This is a genomic window from Streptomyces sp. NPDC058469, from assembly GCF_042721125.1.
GTDB lineage: Bacteria > Actinomycetota > Actinomycetes > Streptomycetales > Streptomycetaceae > Streptomyces.
This window is the reverse complement of record NZ_JBHXME010000143.1, coordinates 1-16,361: the sequence shown is the minus strand read 5'-3', so window position 1 is coordinate 16,361 and position 16,361 is coordinate 1. Positions and strand designations below refer to the sequence as shown.

The window sequence follows — 16,361 nt, the reverse complement described above, 5'->3', positions numbered from 1 at the left end:
ACCCTCCGGACTTCGAGAGCGGTCGGGGAACCGGACCGCCGCCTCCCCTGCACGGGAGACGGCGGCCCGGAGCCCACGGACAGGCCGTGGGTCAGACGGACGGGACCTCGTAGTGGTGGGTGTCGGGGAAGGCACTGTCCGGCACAGCCGGGTCGCCGCCCGCGTTCTGCGGCAGGTTGCCCTCCGCCTGGAGGTCGGTGATGAAGTCCGCCGGATCGACCGCCGACGTGGTCGAGGACTTCTTGATCGCAGCAACCATGAGCGTGTTCCTCTCGGATGGAAGTGCTGCTACACCGTGAGGTCGGTGAAGCAGATGGTGAGAAGCACCTCGCGCGACTGGGTGTCGAGCGGGGAGCGCCAGTGAGGGGCCCGACTTCCGTCGAACCCGGCCAGCACGCGGTAGCCGATCGGGAACAGGTCGCCCCCGTCGGGGTACGGCGTGCCCGCGAGCCGCTCGACGACCTGGTCCGTGCTGAGCCACCGGAGATTGGGCAGCCAGCCCATCGGCCCCAGGTTCGGTGTCAGCCCGCACGAGAACGTGATCTCGCACTTACCGTCGTCGCGGTGCACGTGCATGTAGTCACTGGGCTGTAGTACTTCAGCCCCATACGGATCGCCGTCATCCGGCGGTTGCCGGTCGCCTCGGCCGCCACCTCGGCGAGCTCCTTGGAACGTGCCAGGGTGTTGAGCGCCGGTCCACCGGGGTGGACGCGGCATCGCTGGGGGGAGGTGATCGAGCCGTCCCGCATCGCGAGCAGGCCCGGTCGCCGGTTGTGCCGTACGACCGCGTACTGCTCGTACTGTTCGGCCTCCGCGGCGACCTCCGCCCACAGGCCCGCGTCGATCACCTCGGGGGGTACGTCCACCCGTCCTTCGGACAGCCACTGCTGCCGCAGAGTGCCGCCCCCGCTCACAGGTCGAAGAATTCCATCGTGACCAGCAGCCCGGTGCTGGTCATGGGCCTGCGCCAGTGCGGGACGCCGTAGCCGGCGAACGCCCGCACCGACCCGTCCGCGCCGTAGGGGTGCTGGAGCGTGGTGAACGCGCCGCCCTTGGGAAACATCCCGTGATCGGCGACCACCTTGCCCAGCACGTCGCCGCTCACGTTGCACAGGTGCGGCGCCCACCCCATCGCCGGCAGGTCCGCGCTCAGCGCGAACGCGACGGTGACCGTCGACTTCACCGAGTCCAGGTGCAGGCCCTGGAAGTCGCCCTTCCGGTAGAGGACGACCGCACCACCCCGGGGAACGAGCCGGGGGATACCCGTGTGCTCGCGTACGACCGACAGCAGTTCGCGGTCGAACGCCAACTCCTCCAAGGCCGGACCGGGTTCCACGAACGCGCAGTGCACCGGTGTCGCGAAGGACCCGTCGCGGTGGGCGGCCGTGTGGTCGTGCACGTGCGGGGTCGCCCGGTTCAGGCGCTCCTCGGCCTCGGAGCGGATCACGGCGAACCGCTCCGCCGAGAAGGCTCCGGGGATGACGACGGTTCCGATCCGGTCCCAGGCCGCGCGTGCCGGGCTTTGCTCGCTCCGAGCTTCGGTGTTCTGCACCACGAGGAGACCTCCTCCCGTCCAGGAGCCGGCCTTTCGGCGTCGGCCCGGTCATTGACAAGGCGGAGAGAGTGGACACCGCCTGACGTGTAGTCAACGCGGCATCGTGGTATGTCCCCAGTGCCAGGAGGGGGTTCAATTCCCGGCCCTCCAGGGCCATTTGCAGGGCCAGACCGCGCACCTTGGGCGACCACGTTTGGGAGCGGGCGGATGATGGCACCGGACGGCATAGGGGTTCTCCTGCGCACCCGGCGTGAGCGGGGCGGGCTGACCCGTGAGGATGCGGCGCTTCTCATGGCGCAGGCGCTCGGAGAGCCCTTCGACGCGGAGAACTTCAAACGCTGGGAACGCGAGACTCGGCTCCCCACGCCTCGCTGGCATCGCAGTATTGGGGAAGCACTCGGGATCCCCCTGGAGGAGATCGTCCGGGCGCGGGCCGTCTCGCAGGCGTTCCGATTACAGCGCCAGACGGCCAGGACGGACGGAGAGGAGGCGACGGCCGTGAAACGACGCTCATTCATCACCGGCACCCTGGCAGTGGCGGGTGCAGGGGCCTTACCCGAGTTCACCGATGAACATGAAGGCATCGACGCGGCTCTGCAAGGCTCGGATGCCGCCGACATCTCCTACCTGGAGTCGGTGTTCGAGCGGAACACCGGCGGCTACCACGGCCGCGACCCGCAAGTGGTCCTCTCCAAGATGCACGAGGACCTTCAACTGCTACGGGACGTACTGGAACGCCCCCACACCGCACGCGACCGGTCCACCGTCGTGCGCACCGCGGCCGGGCTCACCGCACTGGTCGCGATCATCCAGCACGACCGCGGCAACCAACAGGACGCACGGCACTGGTTCACCACAGCGGCACGCGCCGCCGCCGAATCCGGCGACCGCCGGATGCTGGCCTGGGTCCTCGCCCGCCACGCCATGGTCCCCTTGAACTACGGCGCCCCACGCGCCGCAGCCGAACTCGCCGCCCGCGCCCGGCGCGTCGCCGGAACCACGCCCAGCGCCGCCGCCGCGCTGGCAGCGGCCGTAAGCTCACGGGCCCTCGCAGCCACCGGAGACCGCCGGGGCGCCCTCGACGCCGTCGCGCAAGTCCGGGGAACCATCGAGCAGTTGGACCGGAGCGGACTGGCCGACACCTGGTTCGGCTACCCGCCGCAGAAGCACAGCGTCCACCTCTCCCAGACATTCACCCTGCTCGGCGAGACCAAGCAGGCCTACGCCGAACAGGAAGCCGCCCTCGCGCTCACCACCTCGCCGTCCGTCATGACACGCGCCCTGCTAGCACTGGACACCGCCCAGTGCCTCCACGCGGATCGTGACCCTCAAGGTGCCGTCGACATGGCCATCGGGGTATGGAGACACCTTCCCGCCGGCTTTCGCACCGGGCTCGTTCACACACGCGTCGAGACGCTGCGCGGCAGTCTCACCGGGAAGCCGCGCGAACAGCTCGCGGCGGTACTTAGCGTGTGACCCGGCCGTTGAGATCCCACACTGCTGTTGGCGCCCTCAACAAAGGTCACCTCGCCGTCTGTGGGAAAGAGATCTCAACGCGCCGATTCGCTCGCCGACCAGCCTCCGTCGTGTTCGGCGCGACCGGCCGCCGCTCGCCGAATCCCCGCGCCTCGAAGGTGACCGTCGACGGGAGCTCGTCGGCCAGTACGGCCCGCACGGCGTCGGCGCGTTGCTGAGACAGGACGTCACCGTGCGCGGAAGAGCCGAGATTGTCGGTAAAGCCGAAGACGCGGACGCTTTTCACTGCCTTCTGCTTGATCTCTGCGGCGATCGCAGTGATGCGGGACTGCGCCGAACTGCTCAGCCGCGAGCTGTCCTTGGCGAACAACACCTCAGCTGAGAGCTCGTACGTCACTTCCGTGGGCGTGTCCTTGCGGCGTTCGGCGCCGTCCTGGTCCTCAATCACCGAGCTGATGGCGAGAGGGTCCGAGCCGAGATCGAGAATCTTGGGCGGAGCGAGGGCCGCACCGCTGTGCAGCGCGAGGCCGGAACTGCTCAGGTAGGAAGCGGCAACTGCCTGCTCGGCACCGCCGGCACCCGCGCCAAGCGCCGCTACCAGGGTGCAGAGAGTGAGAAGCGAGACGGTGAAGCGGGATCGGATCGGGTACATGCCCATGCTCGTCTCACCCGGAGATCTTGATGTTCGCCGTGTCGAACAACGGCAGTTGGAAACCGACCGTGGCCGTACTCGTCGGCGGTGCCGGGAACTGCATGAAGACGCGGACGCTCTCACCCGCCTTGAGCGTGGACAGGCCGGTCGTGGTGAGCGGGCGACCGTCCGTGTCGCGCAGCACGTAGTAACGCTTGTGGTGGGCGAAGTCCACGACGGTGGCTCCACCCAGCGACGGGCCGGCCCGTAGGACGTCCAACTCGTTGCCGCGCAGTTCGGCGGGCACCACCGTCGTCGCGGCCCCGTCGTTCTTAAGGTTGCCGCGGACGGTGAGGTAGCCGGCCGCCGGGTCCCGCTCTGCCGACGTGATCGTCAAACCCAGACGTCCCTGTCCCTCCAGCTTCGCCAAGGGAGTGTCGGCCAGGCCCTGTTGTGTGCGCGGGGCGGTGCCTCCGGCCTGCGTAGTGGCGGACACCGCGCGGTCCTGATGCGCGCTGCCACCGGAACATCCGGCAACCGCGAAGGCCAAGGCCGTGGTGGCTGCCACCCAGGCCATGCGCCTGGGGGGTGCCGTGATGGCCCAAGTGCTCATGGAATTACTGCCTTTCTACTCGGTGCGGGATCTGGAATCGGGAGATGTGATCGTTCGCGCAGAGACGCGCCCCGACTTCGAGATCAAGGGATACCTACTTGGCGGAAAAACGATCTTCGTCCGGCGTGACTCCAACACGTACGGAGCGCAGCTGCTCGGGCGATCTGGGTCGGAATACCGGCCGTGCCGAAACGTGTGCAGGCGCAGGAAAAGATGAAGGTTCCGCTATCACGGAATGCCGCTAAGCCGTCGTCCGTCAGGAGAGGAATCTCCCGTTCGGTGACGAAGAGGTTAGGTTCGCTCCTGGTCGATACCTACCCGAGTCCCACCCGAGGGCGTCCTGGTAGGTCGAAAGGAGATAAGCGATGCTGAGGTGACGTAAACCCGCGTCCATCGAGCCTCCCGCACATGGGCATGCTGCTGCGGTCTTCTGTTTGTCAGTCCTACCGCGCCCCTCCGCTCCCATTGCAAGGTGCGATCGCGATCCGACTTCAGAGGTGGGCTCCCGCGCCAATTGGCACCCGAGTTGACACCACAGGTTCAGGGCGGCCGGCGGCCCGTCGCTCCCGGCCGGTCCGCGGCCGATCTGTTGTGATCGCAACTCCCGTGGCTGAAGCGCCGTAGGTGCCCAGAGGTAAAGAGTGAGTCAATCGGCCGTTCCTACCTTGATGTTGGTGCGCGCCCGCACCTTGCAGTAGGAGCGAAATCCCGCGGTAGACGTGAAGTCCGCCCACATCCTGGGTGGTTGGGCCCACGTCCTTCGCGGGGTGATGTGACAGTGCTGTCCGTAAGAGTGCGAAAACGCGTCAAAGGGCGTGCCGTCGTTGCTGGTTGTGCTGCGACGGCGGCACTGGTGATGGCTGGATGCAGTACGTCGGGCACGGCCGGCTCGGGGGTGACCAGCGACGCGGCGACACCAGCTGTCAGTGAGAGCAACTCCACTTCCCCTCGGCCGTCCGACGAAGCTTCGGAGCATGCGGCTGAGCAGGAGGCCGAGACGGCGTACGTCGCGATGTGGCACGACATGGCACAGGCGGGGACGACCTCGGACTGGACGTCGCCCAAGCTGGCGGAGCACGCCACGGGCGATGCCTTGTCCGTGATGTCCCTTGCGCTGTACGCCGATTACCGCAACGGCCTCGTGAGTAAGGGTGCGCCGAGGAATCAGCCCGAAGTGACCTCCGCCGTCCCGTCCGCTCAGCCCACCGCTGTCATGATCTCGGACTGCGGTGACTCGACGCACTGGTTGCAGTACCGGAAGGACACCGGTAGGCGAGCGGATGACACACCTGGCGGTCGTCGTTCGATCACCGCCGAGGTGAAGCGGTTGTCCGACGGCACGTGGAAGGTGACGCGCTTCGCGGTCGAGAGGCTGGGATCATGCTGACGCGACCGGTGACCACCTTCGTCCTGTCCGTGGTGATGGTGGTTGGGTGTGCGAGTGCGGCGGTTGCCGGGGATGAGTGGGGTGCTGCGGACTGCTCGCAGAATCCCCTCCCGGGGTGTGAATTGGGCGCCGGAACGAACGGTCGGCACAGCGCCCCGCACCACGAAAGTCGTGGGTACGACTCGGACGGTGAGACCGGTGGCAGCGGGGACAGTCGCGGCGAGTCTGCGGTGCCGAAGAGTCGGAATCCGGATCTGAACCTGGCGGACTGCTCCTACCAACGCAGCGACTACGAGCCGCCCCCAACGACGGTGCAGACCACGTACGTGGGGCCGTCCGGAGGACTGGTCAGGGCGCAAGCAGTGGTGTACATCCCTTCGCCTTCGATCGCCGTAGTGCCGGCGGCGGAGCCGAAGCCGGGGGAGTCCGGGGCCTGGTACGTGTACAAGTGCACTGCCGGAGGGGTGCGGGACGCGCTCTACCGCCCGCCCATCTGGATTCCCGATGGACAGGCGGCCGGAGTTGCCGTTCCTCATCCGAGTCCGATCCAGCTTGCTCAGACAGCTCGTAATCAGTTGCGGCTGCCGTCGCCGCAGATCGAGACGAATCCCACGGGCGAGCAACTGGTCGGCCTGCCAACGTGGTTGTGGCTTGAGCGTGGTGAGTGGACCTCGGTGTCGGCCACGGCGTCGGTGCCCGGCGTTTCCGTGACTGCTGTGGCTCGCCCCGAGACGGTGGACTGGGTGATGGGCGACGGCAGCACGGTGACGTGCGCGGGCCCCGGGGTGCCGTATAAGTCGGCTGGCACAGCAGCGACTTCAGCCGATCCGCAGAGCGCCTCGCCGGATTGTGGCCACACCTACCGCACTTCCTCGGCCGGCCGGTCTGGAAGCGCATTTCCCGTGACGGCGACGGTGCGTTGGACGGTGACCTGGTCCGGTGCCGGTGAGAACGGCGTCTTCCCCGGCCTGACGACGACGTCGTCCGCCGCCTTCCGCGTCGCCGAAAGCCAGGCACTGAACGACGACGGATGATCCTGACGCCTTCCGCCGCCATAAGTGAAGGCGAACAACCCTCACCTTCGAAATTCGATCACCGCGTCGATCGCGCGGTGCTGAGAAGTCCTGTGCCGCTAGGAGGCAGTTGTGAGTACCCGTGCGCCCACGAAGACGGAACCGGAGGCTCCCTCGGGGCCGACCGGTCGGTGGTCCCGACGTCGTGATGTCGAACTGCCTGCTCGGCTGGCCGGTGTGCCGGGCCGCCGCAGTCTGCCCTATCTGCTGACCGGCCTTCTCCTCGTCCTGGGGTGCGCGGCCGGGGGAGTAGTGGTGGCCACGGAGATCGGGCATCGACAGACGGTGCTGGTGCTGGCGCACCCAGTCTCCGTCGGGCAGGAACTCGCGGACCAGGACGTTCGCGAGGCCAGCATCTCGATGGACAACGGCCTCTCGGCGATCCCCGCACGCCTGCGGCCGGACGTGGTGGGACGTGCGCTGGCCTACACCCTGCCCGCCGGGGCGCTGCTCACGATGGATGTGTTGGGATCGCCGCAGATTCCCCCGGTCGGTCAGGCCGTGACCGCACTGGGTCTGAAGGCCGGTCAGTTTCCTCCCGAGCTGTCCGCGGGTGCCGTCGTCACGGTGGTGGCCACCTCGGTGAGTAGTCAGACCGACGGCACGGCCAACTCTCCCTCCTCGACGTGGAACGCGACGGTGACGGGCATTCACTCAGACCCCGGCGAGCAGCTCACGGAGGTGTCGTTGCAACTGCCTCAGGACGACGCACGCCAGCTGGCCGCGGCGTCCACCGAGCAGATCAGCGTGGTCATGGTGCATGGAGACGCTCAGTGACACTCGTAGCCCTGTGCAGCCTGAAGGGTGCGCCCGGCGTGACGACCGCGGCACTGGGGCTGGCGTCCGGCTGGCCGAAGCGGCAACTCCCCGTGCTCGTGGAGTGCGATCCGGCCGGAGGCGACCTGCTCGCCCGCTTCCGCCTGAACATGGCACCCGGCTTGGTGACGTTGGCGGCCGCGGCACGCCGCGAGACACAGCGCGGGCTGCTGTGGCAGCACACGCAGCGCCTGCCCGGAGGGTTGAACGTCGTCGCCGCGCCGGCCGGCGCCGAGCAGGTCTGTGCCGCGCTGGGGCAGATCACGGGCGCCGGCGTTCCCGTTCTGCGGGGCGTCTCGGAGCGGCCGGGCACGGTGGTGGTTGCCGACTGCGGGCGTGTCGGGCCCGACTCCATGGCGCTGGACATCATGCGGGACGCGGACCTGACACTGGTGCTCGTTCAGGCCCGTGACGACGCGCTGTCGCATCTGGCCGTCAGCCTCGACCCCGTCGCGCGGTGGTCGCGCTCTGCTTGCTTCGTCCTTGTCGGCGACGGATACCCGACGGGGGAAGTCGTCCGGACGCTCGGGATCGAGGTTCTGGGTCGTCTTCCGGACGACCGGATCGGCGCTGCGGCATTGTGCGGACACTCCAGGCGTCGTACGGAACCGGCTAGGTCGCCGCTGGGGCGGACCTTGGCCCGCCTCGCTGCCGCGGCAGCGTCCCGCGCCGGCACCCCAGCCGGAGTGGCGGAGAGCCCGGCAGCAGCTTCTCCTCCCGCAGCAGCTGGCAATCCGTTCGCCGCGCCATCGAGCACGGCTCGCAATGTGTGGGAAAGGGCCGCGCGATGAGGGAGCCGGGGACAGAGCGGTGGCCGCTCCCGTACGGAGGCGTTGTTCCGCCACAGGCACCAACTCGCATGCATCCAGAGCGGGTTGGCTTGATGCGCACCGCCGAGGCCGATGACGGAGACGCGGAGGCTTCGCCCGCGGAGCGGCTGCGGCGGAGGCTCCGGGAGCAACTGCCGTCGCGGTTGGCGGAGCAGATCCGGGCCGACGAGGCCCAGGGCCGTGCAGCGATGACCGACGCCGAACGTCGTGCACGCGTCGCCAAGCTGCTGGCGGACATCGCCGAAGAACACACCCAGGTGATGCTCACGCGCGGTCAGGACCTTGTGGGGCGGGAGACCGAGCAGCTCGTCATCGCCTCCGTGAGCAACGAGGTACTCGGGCTGGGTGGGCTGGAAGCACTCCTCAAGAACCCTCAGATCGAGAACATCAACGTCAACGGCGACCGGGTCTTCGTCCGATACGCCGACGGCCGTCGTGAGCGCCTTCCCCCTGTCGTCGAGTCGGACGACGAACTCATCCGACTCATCCGGGGATTGGCCGCGCGCTCCGGAGTGGAAGAGCGCCGATTCGACCGTGGCAGCCCGGGCGCCAACTTCCAACTCCCGGGCGGCGAACGGGCCTTCGCCGTCATGGCGGTGACCACCCGCCCTACCTTGTCGATCCGCCGCCATCGTTTCCAGCGCGTCACCCTCGCCCAGCTGCGGAAGGCCGACACGATCGACCTGCGCCTGGAGGCATTTCTCGGCGCGATGGTGCGGGCCCGCAAGAACGTCCTGATCACCGGCGGCACGGCGATCGGGAAGACGACCATGCTCCGCGCCCTGGCCGCTGAAATCCCGTCGTGGGAGCGGCTGATCACCATTGAGGACGTCTTCGAGCTCCTTCTCGACGCTGATCCCGAGGCCCATCCGGACGTCGTGGCCATGCAGGCACGCGAGGCGAACATCGAGGGGCAGGGCGCGGTGAGCCAGGCCGAACTGGTGCGCTGGGCACTGAGGATGTCTCCGGACCGCGTGATTGTCGGCGAGGTCCGGGGGCACGAGGTGATCCCGATGTGCAACGCCATGAGCCAGGGCAACGACGGCTCCATGGGTACCCTCCACTCCTCCACGAGCCGCGGCGCGTTCACCAAGCTGGCCGCCTACGCGGTCCAGAGCCCGGAGCACCTGCCGTTGGACGCCACCAGTCTGCTGGTCGCCTCCGCGTTGGACTTCGTCGTTCATCTGGACAGGCCCCGCGACAACCCCGCCAGGCGAGTGCTCTCCTCGATCCGCGAGGTCGTGGGTGCCGACGACAAGCAGATCGTCTCCAACGAGGTCTTCCGTCCGGGCTCGGACCTGCGAGCCGTTCCCGGTGTGCCGCTGCGCGCGGGGACCCTCGAAGACCTGATCGCCGCGGGCTTCGACCCCGACACCCTCCAAGACGAGTAGTGAGGCGATGCACGTGAGCGGATACGTCATGCCGATGGGCCTGCTCGGCGTCGGCTTCGGCGCTGGAGTCGTTGTGCTGCTCCGAGCGGGACGAGGGGGTTCAGCCCCACCCGGAGTCCCGAAGCGGAGACAACGACAGCAGACCTTGCTCCAACGAGAGCGCGCACTCTGGTGGATGGCCGCAGCAGGATCCGCCGGACTGGTGGTGGGTGTAGCAACCGGCTGGGTGGTCGGCGGACTGTGGGCCGCCGTCGCGACCTGGACCCTGCCACGCATCCTCGGAACTACGGGTGTCAGCCGGCGGGACGTCGAACGGGTCGAAGGAATCGCCGGCTGGACCGAGATGCTGCGCGACACACTGGCCGCCGCGGCCGGCCTTGAGCAGTCCATCATGGCCACCGCACACACGGCACCCATCGGCGTACGACCGCAGATCCAGGGCCTGGCAGTGCGCCTCGCGAGCGGTCGACGGCTCGCCGCAGCACTACGACAGCTCGCGGACGAACTCGCCGACTCCACGGCCGACTTGGTGATCGGGGCCCTGATCCTGGCCTCCGAACATCAGGCCCGCCACCTTGCCTCGCTCCTCGGTGAACTGGCGGCCACCGCGCGTACGCAGGTCGAGATGCGTCAACGTGTCGAGGCGAGCCGCGCTCGGACCCGTACGACCGTCCGCGTCGTCGTCACCACCACGCTGGTCTTCGCAGGTGGACTCGTCCTCCTCAACCCCGTGTTCCTGGAGCCGTACGACACCGCCACCGGGCAATTGGTCCTGTTGTTGATCGGCACGGTGTTCAGCACGGCCTTCGCCTGGCTGAACCGCATGTCCCGCATCGAGCAGCCCGAGCGATTCCTCGCGCCCCGGCAACCCACCGGTGGTTCCGCCGACGCGATCGACGGCGCACGACGGGAGGCATCCCGATGAAGGCGCTCGTGTTGTTGTCCATAGGCGTCGGCCTGGGGCTGTGGACCATCGTGGTGTGGCTGGTTCCTCCGCGACCGTCCTTGGCCGCGCTGATCTCCCGCCTCAGCGCTCCACCAGCCCCGCCGTCCATCCTCACGACTGGGGACAGCGGATGGTCGGTCCGCCTCGGAAAGCCCTTTACCGGCTTGCTACGTTCCCTGGGGCTGCCGACACGCAGAGTCCGCCAGGACCTCGCAGTGGTCGGCCGCGAGACCGAGACGCATCTTGCGGAGAAGGCCGTGTTGACGGTGACCGGGTTGTTCCTGCCCGGCGCAGTCGAGCTGAGCCTCGCCCTAGGCGGGCGGCCCCTGCCGTGGGAAGTCCCGCTGGTCGCCACGCTCGCGGTGGGAGCGGCCGGTTTCCTCATGCCGGACGCAGTCGTACGGGCTGAGGCCGAGCGGCGACGAGCCGCCTTCCGCCATGCCTTGAGCGCCTACCTGAACCTCGTCCACATCCTGCTCGCCGGCGGCGCAGGCGTCGAAGGCGCACTGACCGACGCCGCCGAGGTCGGCGAGGGCTGGTCCTTCCAACAGCTGCGCCGGGCTCTGAACATGGCCCGGCTCACCCGCACTTCGCCCTGGACGACGCTGGGGCAGCTGGGCGACGAGCTCGACGTCGGGGAACTCGCCGAGCTGGCTGCAGCACTCGCCCTCGCCGGTACCGAAGGCGCGAAAGTACGAGCCTCGCTGGCCGCAAAGGCGGCGGCAATGCGCAGCCGCGAGGGCGCCGACGCCGAAGGACGGGCCAACGCCGCCACCGAGCGCATGGCCCTGCCCGGGATGTTGATGGCCATGGGCTTCGTGATGTTCGTGTTCTATCCGGCGCTCATCCAGATCAACGCCTCGCTATGACCCCGAACCAACGTCTGGAGGGAATCAGCCGTGTTGTTATCCCGGTCCCACCGGTCTCTACGGAACCGAGTGACCACCAGGGTCCGCAACATGCTCCGCGACGACCGGGGCGTGACGACGGAGCAGGTCATCTGGATCGCCTTCCTCGCCGCGCTCGCCCTGACCGTGACGGGCCTCTTCGGACCGCAGATCCTGGCCGCCGCCCGCAGCGTCACCTTCAAGTAGCCGTGCCGCCCGGTCGATTCGATGCCGGCGGAGGAACCGTCGAGATGGTCGTCATCCTCCCGTTGGTGTTCACCGTCGTCCTGCTGCTCGCCCAAGCCGCCGTGTACCTGCATGCCACCCACATCGCCCAGGCCACCGCGGCCCACGCCCTGGCGGTGACCCGGGTACAGGGCGGAACGGAGGAGGGTGGACGAGCGGACGCCGACCAGGTGCTGAACCAGCTCGGTCGTGGCCCGCTGCGCAGCGTGCAGGTCACGGTGAAACGAGGCGCCGAACAGGCGGAGGTCAACGTGGACGGGACGGCCGGCAGCGTCCTGCCGTTCCTCGACCTTCGGGTCCGGGCACGGTCGGTCGGTCCGGTGGAGGCCTTCGAACCTGGCGGTACACCGTGACACGGCCTGATCTCCTCGGCGCCCGGACCGGTGGTTGGTCTCCTGCTCGTACGAAAGATGAGGAACCGGATCAAGTCCACTACGACGTGGGATCGGCGACTGTGGAACTGGTGCTGCTGGCACCGCTGTTGGTCTCAGTGGTGTGGCTGATGATCTTCTGCGGGCGGATGACGGACTCCCGACTCCTTGTCGAGGACGTCGCCCATCAGGCAGCGAGGGCCGCGAGTTCGGCGCGCAGTGTTGCGGACGCCAACGTCGAGGCCCGTACGACGGCTCGCGAGGCGGTGCGCGATGCGGGCATCACCTGCGGATCCCTGGCCGTCGACGTGGCGGGCAGCGTGCAACCAGGTGGAACCGTCGAGGTCACGGTCACTTGTCACGTAGCTCTGAGCGACCTCGCGCTCCTCGAAGTACCTGGGGCCGCGACGCTCAGTGGCACCTTCTCCTCGCCGGTGGACGTGTACCGCGGCACCACGAACACGACGAAGGTGAAGGAGGCGACCGCCGATGAGACGCCTATGTAGATCGGCCCGCAGTGACGACGGCCAGATAACCGTGTTCGTCGTCGTCATCGTGGCCGCGGCCGTGATGTTCACCGGTCTTGTGCTGGACGGCGGGCTCGCTCTCGCCGCCAAGGTCCGAGCCATCGGCGAGGCACAAGAAGCAGCAAGACAGGGCGCACAGGCCATCGATCTGGATACGTACAGAACGGACGGAGCCCTACGGCTTGCTCCCCCAAAGGCCCGCACGCTGGCCCAGGACTACCTCGCTTCCACTACGGACACCGGCGATGTCACCGCGACCGAGGACACGGTCACGGTGACGGTCACCGCCCATCAGCACACCCAACTCCTAGGCCTGCTCGGCGTCCGATCGTTGACGGTGATTGGCACCGGCTCCGCCCATCCTGTCCGCGGCATAACCGTCCCCGACCCCTGACGCGTCTTGTCCATGCCCACGCGTCGTTCCCCTCGCGTCCCGCCGCAGAATCGACCAGGCATCGGTCTGCTTCTGCGTGCGGCATACGTGCTGCGTGGTCTGCTTGCAGCCACGGTGCTGACCGCCTTCATTTCCGGAATCCCCTGGGCCCTCGTTTACTACATCGGCTGGCCTCTGCCGCGAGATCTGCCGAGTCGGGCCGAGATCGAAACCACGCTCCTCGCGCCAATGACGACGAGTTTCCTGCTCGATGCGCTGGGCTGTGCTCTCTGGCCGGTGTGGGCGGCCTTCCTGATCGAGGTCGCCCGCGAGGTGGGGCGAGAGGTCCGTGTGCCTCGGCTGGCTCTTCCGAGGCCTGGCCCGCTCCGCGCGGTGGCCGCACTGCTCGTCGGCATGGTCATCGTCGCGCTGCTCTCTCAGCGGAACGCCGTACCGTCGCCGACGGCCAGAATCGAAGTTGCCTCGACAGCGAATTCCTCAACTGAGCTTGATGCAGCGAGAGTTGGGTCTATTCAAGTCGCCGGTGATCCAGCGGAACCACGACGTGCCGGCAAACCCACCACCGTCGAAGTGCGTCCGCCCCGTGATGGCATCCACGACAGTCTGTGGCGTATCGCCGACCGCACCCTTGGTGATGGGAACCGGTGGCCCGAGATCTACGCCCTCAATCGCGGGCGACCTCAGCAAGGCGGGGGAGCCCTGACGCGTCCCGACCTGATTCGCCCCGGCTGGACGCTGCGCCTGCCCACTGAGCGTTCCGCCCCGGGCTCCCACCACTCGGGACACAGCAAGCCGACTGGTCCGGCTCCAGCGCCCCGCCCGTCGAACACCGCGCACACCAGCGAGCCGAGCCCTTCACCAAAGACGGGGAGTTCGCCAACGCCCGCCAACCCGTCCCCACCGTCGTCACCAGCACCCGCTCGGCACCTGCACGGATATCCCGGAATCGGGCTGTTCACCGGTGCGTTCGTGGGCGTGGGGTTCGCAGGGCTGATCGTGGCTGCGTTACTGATCGTTCGGCGTCGTCGGCGCGTTGTTTACCGCCCGGGCAGCGGAGACCGCGGTGATCTGGCCCTGGCACCGGTCATACGCGCCCTGCACCTGGCTGAAGGGACCGGGAGCGAGACAGGTACAGAGGAACCCGACCCCTCGACGCAGGTAGACCCGTCCGGGCAACGCCGGGTCATCGGTATCAAGGACGGACAGGCTCTCGCCTGGGACCTCGCCCGAACCCGTGGTCTCGGTCTCACCGGTCCAGGAGCGCTCGGCGCCGTTCGCGCCCTGTTGACCAGCATGCTGGCCGAATCGCGTCAACCGGCTCAGAACCCCATAGAACTCCTCGTTCCCGCGTCTGACGCCGATCTGCTGTTCGGCGAGCGCGGCGGGGGCTCCACCCACTTGCACGTCGTGGACGATCTCGACGCAGCGATGGACGGGATGGAGAGGGGGCTTCTGACACGTACTCGGAGCCACATGAACGTGCTCTCCGCAAGGGATGAGGCCGAGCCACACCCAACCGACCTGGTGCTCATCGCGACCCCGGACTCGCGCGCAGCGCCCCGCCTACAGGCCATTCTCGACAACGGCTCCACGTTCGGAATGGCAGGAATCCTGCTCGGCCCATGGCGGCCAGGAGCCAGTGCTCATGTAGGGCCGGACGGCACCGTGTTGGACACCAACCTCTCCACCGCGGACGGGCTGATCGGCGGTCGGCTCTTCACCCTGCCGACACGCGATGCCCACGCGCTGCTGGACCTGCTTTCCGAGGCACAACCGGAGACCTCGCCTTCGTCGGCACTACCCCCACGCGCTATGACTGAAGAACCGGGACGTGCGACCGTCTCGGCTCCACCGAGCCCTTGGGGTGCCGACGGTCCAGTCCACTCCGACTCGGCGCTCTCAACGCAGCCTCGCCGAACGCACGGCGTCGCCAACGGACAGGGCCCCACGAGTCTGAAGCCGCTACAGCTCGCCGTCCTCGGAGACGTACGCCTGACACATCATCAATCGGACGGCCACGAGCACGCCGACTTGAGTAACGTCCTCACACCCAAGCAACGGGAAATCCTTGCCTACTTGGCCCTCCACCGCGACGGAGCTCGACGCGAGGCATTGGTGGCGGCTATCTGGCCCGAGGCTCCCCAACAACGCCCGTACAACAGCTTCCACGCGACCTTGAGTCAACTCCGGCGGGCCCTGCGCACAGCGACTCACGACACATTTGGTGACGTCACGGTCCACGACGACGGACGCTACTTCTTGGACGCCTCCCAGGTCACCGTCGACCTGTGGCACGTGACGGACACCCTGGCCGTGAGCCGTCAGGGCGTGAGCGAACTCGACTACCGGCCCTCCGTGGAACGAGCGGTCGACCTGTACTCCGGCGACTTCGCCACCGACGTCACTGCGGAGTGGGCCGAGGAACCGCGAGAAGCCTTCCGACGCGACGTGTTGGACGCGGTCAGCGCCCTCGTACGCCTACTCCGGGACGGCGAACCAGAGCGGGCCCTGGCCTTGTTGGAGCGTGTGCGCAGGATCGACCCCTACAACGAGGCCATCTACCGCGACATCGCCCGCTTCCAGGCCCACCTCGGCCGGCACGATGCCGTCCCTCGCACACTCCATCTGCTGACAACGACCCTCGCGGGGATCGACGAACAACCGAGCCGGGAGACCAGAGCCCTGTTCGTAGCGCTCCAGCGGCGTGAGGCCGAGGACTGGGGGAGCAACGGTGGCGGAACCAGGTAGCGATGGGGTCACACACTGGCGTTCAACGATTCGGATCTGCCGCATGCCGACGTTCCCTGGCTCGATCGAGTAGGCCAGGATGAGTTTCGGCCCACAAGGCCAACTCGGCTGCTCCGGCGAGTAACTCTCTTGCAGCCAACGACAGTTCGTATGTTGCGCGGTATGGGAATGAGGGTTCACGACTGTGGGTGACGAGTTCCCCTTGCTCCAGGCGTCGAAGCGTCCGGTTCAGCGGGCTGTCTTGAAGGAGGCGATGCTTTTTGCGGGACCATCCCGTGTCGGCCTCTCCGGCGCGAATGCTGTTGAGCAGAATCGTGTACTGAAGTGGTCCGGCATGCAGAGCCACGAGTACATCCCAGGTCCATTCCCCAGTCACTAAGCGTTGTCCCGTAAATGATCTTTGACGTGCTGGATGACCTGCCTGTTTCTCCGTCACCCGGCAAGGGTGAGGTTGTGCAGTCGGGCGATGC

At 67.8% G+C, this 16,361-nt stretch carries 21 protein-coding genes; 13 read left to right on the top strand and 8 right to left on the bottom strand.

Features of this window, described 5'->3' with window-relative positions; translation table 11 throughout:
- Positions 1–91: 91 nt before the first annotated feature.
- The 4 genes from ACFWP5_RS40450 to ACFWP5_RS40435 are packed head-to-tail and all read right to left on the bottom strand — an operon-like array spanning position 92 to position 1,555.
- Entirely contained in the window at positions 92–259 is a 168-nt protein-coding gene (locus ACFWP5_RS40450; RefSeq protein ID WP_384168826.1) for a hypothetical protein, read from the bottom strand.
- Between the two features lie 29 nt (positions 260–288).
- Complete coding sequence (locus ACFWP5_RS40445; protein WP_384168823.1) at positions 289–504, bottom strand: hypothetical protein; 216 nt, start codon at positions 502–504, stop codon at positions 289–291.
- Positions 505–521: 17 nt separating this feature from the next.
- Positions 522–866 (bottom strand): hypothetical protein, encoded by a 345-nt coding sequence (locus ACFWP5_RS40440; protein WP_384168820.1) that lies wholly within the window; start codon positions 864–866, stop codon positions 522–524.
- 44 nt (positions 867–910) lie between these two features.
- Positions 911–1,555, bottom strand: a complete 645-nt coding sequence (locus tag ACFWP5_RS40435) for a hypothetical protein (protein ID WP_384168817.1) — start codon at positions 1,553–1,555, stop codon at positions 911–913.
- Between the two features lie 207 nt (positions 1,556–1,762).
- On the opposite strand from ACFWP5_RS40435, the gene ACFWP5_RS40430 reads away from it, so the two are divergent.
- Entirely contained in the window at positions 1,763–3,031 is a 1,269-nt protein-coding gene (locus tag ACFWP5_RS40430) for a helix-turn-helix domain-containing protein (protein WP_384168814.1), read from the top strand.
- Between the two features lie 46 nt (positions 3,032–3,077).
- On the opposite strand, the gene ACFWP5_RS40425 is transcribed toward ACFWP5_RS40430, so the two are convergent.
- Positions 3,078–3,683, bottom strand: a complete 606-nt coding sequence (locus ACFWP5_RS40425; protein WP_384168861.1) for an OmpA family protein — start codon at positions 3,681–3,683, stop codon at positions 3,078–3,080.
- Positions 3,684–3,696: 13 nt separating this feature from the next.
- Positions 3,697–4,275, bottom strand: coding sequence for a hypothetical protein (locus tag ACFWP5_RS40420; protein WP_384168811.1), 579 nt, complete (start codon positions 4,273–4,275; stop codon positions 3,697–3,699).
- Positions 4,276–5,170: 895 nt separating this feature from the next.
- On the opposite strand from ACFWP5_RS40420, the gene ACFWP5_RS40415 reads away from it, so the two are divergent.
- The 11 genes from ACFWP5_RS40415 to ACFWP5_RS40365 all read left to right on the top strand — a co-directional run bounded on the left by ACFWP5_RS40415 (position 5,171) and on the right by ACFWP5_RS40365 (position 13,143).
- Positions 5,171–5,662 (top strand): hypothetical protein, encoded by a 492-nt coding sequence (locus ACFWP5_RS40415; protein ID WP_384168808.1) that lies wholly within the window; start codon positions 5,171–5,173, stop codon positions 5,660–5,662.
- A gap of 464 nt (positions 5,663–6,126) precedes the next feature.
- Entirely contained in the window at positions 6,127–6,696 is a 570-nt protein-coding gene (locus ACFWP5_RS40410) for a hypothetical protein (protein WP_384168805.1), read from the top strand.
- A 294-nt stretch (positions 6,697–6,990) separates the two neighbouring features.
- Positions 6,991–7,512 (top strand): hypothetical protein, encoded by a 522-nt coding sequence (locus tag ACFWP5_RS40405; RefSeq protein ID WP_384168802.1) that lies wholly within the window; start codon positions 6,991–6,993, stop codon positions 7,510–7,512.
- Positions 7,509–8,342, top strand: coding sequence for a hypothetical protein (locus ACFWP5_RS40400; RefSeq protein WP_384168799.1), 834 nt, complete (start codon positions 7,509–7,511; stop codon positions 8,340–8,342). Before ACFWP5_RS40405 ends, ACFWP5_RS40400 begins: the two co-directional genes overlap by 4 nt.
- Positions 8,343–8,434: 92 nt before the next feature.
- Positions 8,435–9,772 carry a CpaF family protein gene (locus ACFWP5_RS40395; RefSeq protein WP_384168796.1) on the top strand — a complete coding sequence of 446 codons (1,338 nt, stop codon included), beginning with the start codon at positions 8,435–8,437 and terminating at the stop codon, positions 9,770–9,772.
- Between the two features lie 175 nt (positions 9,773–9,947).
- Positions 9,948–10,697 carry a type II secretion system F family protein gene (locus ACFWP5_RS40390; RefSeq protein WP_384168793.1) on the top strand — a complete coding sequence of 250 codons (750 nt, stop codon included), beginning with the start codon at positions 9,948–9,950 and terminating at the stop codon, positions 10,695–10,697.
- The gene (locus tag ACFWP5_RS40385; RefSeq protein ID WP_384168790.1) at positions 10,694–11,587 is read left to right on the top strand and encodes a type II secretion system F family protein; all 894 of its coding nucleotides are present in this window, start codon (positions 10,694–10,696) and stop codon (positions 11,585–11,587) included. The genes ACFWP5_RS40390 and ACFWP5_RS40385 overlap by 4 nt, the downstream gene beginning before the upstream one ends.
- A gap of 69 nt (positions 11,588–11,656) precedes the next feature.
- Positions 11,657–11,812, top strand: a complete 156-nt coding sequence (locus ACFWP5_RS40380; RefSeq protein WP_384168787.1) for a hypothetical protein — start codon at positions 11,657–11,659, stop codon at positions 11,810–11,812.
- A 2-nt stretch (positions 11,813–11,814) separates the two neighbouring features.
- Positions 11,815–12,204 carry a TadE family protein gene (locus ACFWP5_RS40375; RefSeq protein ID WP_384168784.1) on the top strand — a complete coding sequence of 130 codons (390 nt, stop codon included), beginning with the start codon at positions 11,815–11,817 and terminating at the stop codon, positions 12,202–12,204.
- 86 nt (positions 12,205–12,290) lie between these two features.
- A complete protein-coding gene (locus ACFWP5_RS40370) occupies positions 12,291–12,728 on the top strand; it encodes a TadE family protein (protein WP_384168781.1) in 438 nt (145 codons plus the stop codon).
- On the top strand, positions 12,712–13,143 hold the full coding sequence (locus tag ACFWP5_RS40365; RefSeq protein WP_384168778.1) for a hypothetical protein: 432 nt from the start codon (positions 12,712–12,714) through the stop codon (positions 13,141–13,143). The genes ACFWP5_RS40370 and ACFWP5_RS40365 overlap by 17 nt, the downstream gene beginning before the upstream one ends.
- A gap of 1,005 nt (positions 13,144–14,148) precedes the next feature.
- Here the strand turns inward: ACFWP5_RS40365 and ACFWP5_RS40360 are convergent.
- Entirely contained in the window at positions 14,149–14,541 is a 393-nt protein-coding gene (locus ACFWP5_RS40360; RefSeq protein ID WP_384168775.1) for a hypothetical protein, read from the bottom strand.
- Positions 14,542–15,219: 678 nt separating this feature from the next.
- Between ACFWP5_RS40360 and ACFWP5_RS40355 the strand changes: the two genes are divergently transcribed.
- On the top strand, positions 15,220–15,891 hold the full coding sequence (locus tag ACFWP5_RS40355) for a BTAD domain-containing putative transcriptional regulator (RefSeq protein ID WP_384168772.1): 672 nt from the start codon (positions 15,220–15,222) through the stop codon (positions 15,889–15,891).
- Between the two features lie 22 nt (positions 15,892–15,913).
- Here the strand turns inward: ACFWP5_RS40355 and ACFWP5_RS40350 are convergent, their stop codons facing one another.
- Positions 15,914–16,237 (bottom strand): winged helix-turn-helix transcriptional regulator, encoded by a 324-nt coding sequence (locus ACFWP5_RS40350; protein WP_384168858.1) that lies wholly within the window; start codon positions 16,235–16,237, stop codon positions 15,914–15,916.
- Positions 16,238–16,361 lie beyond the last annotated feature (124 nt).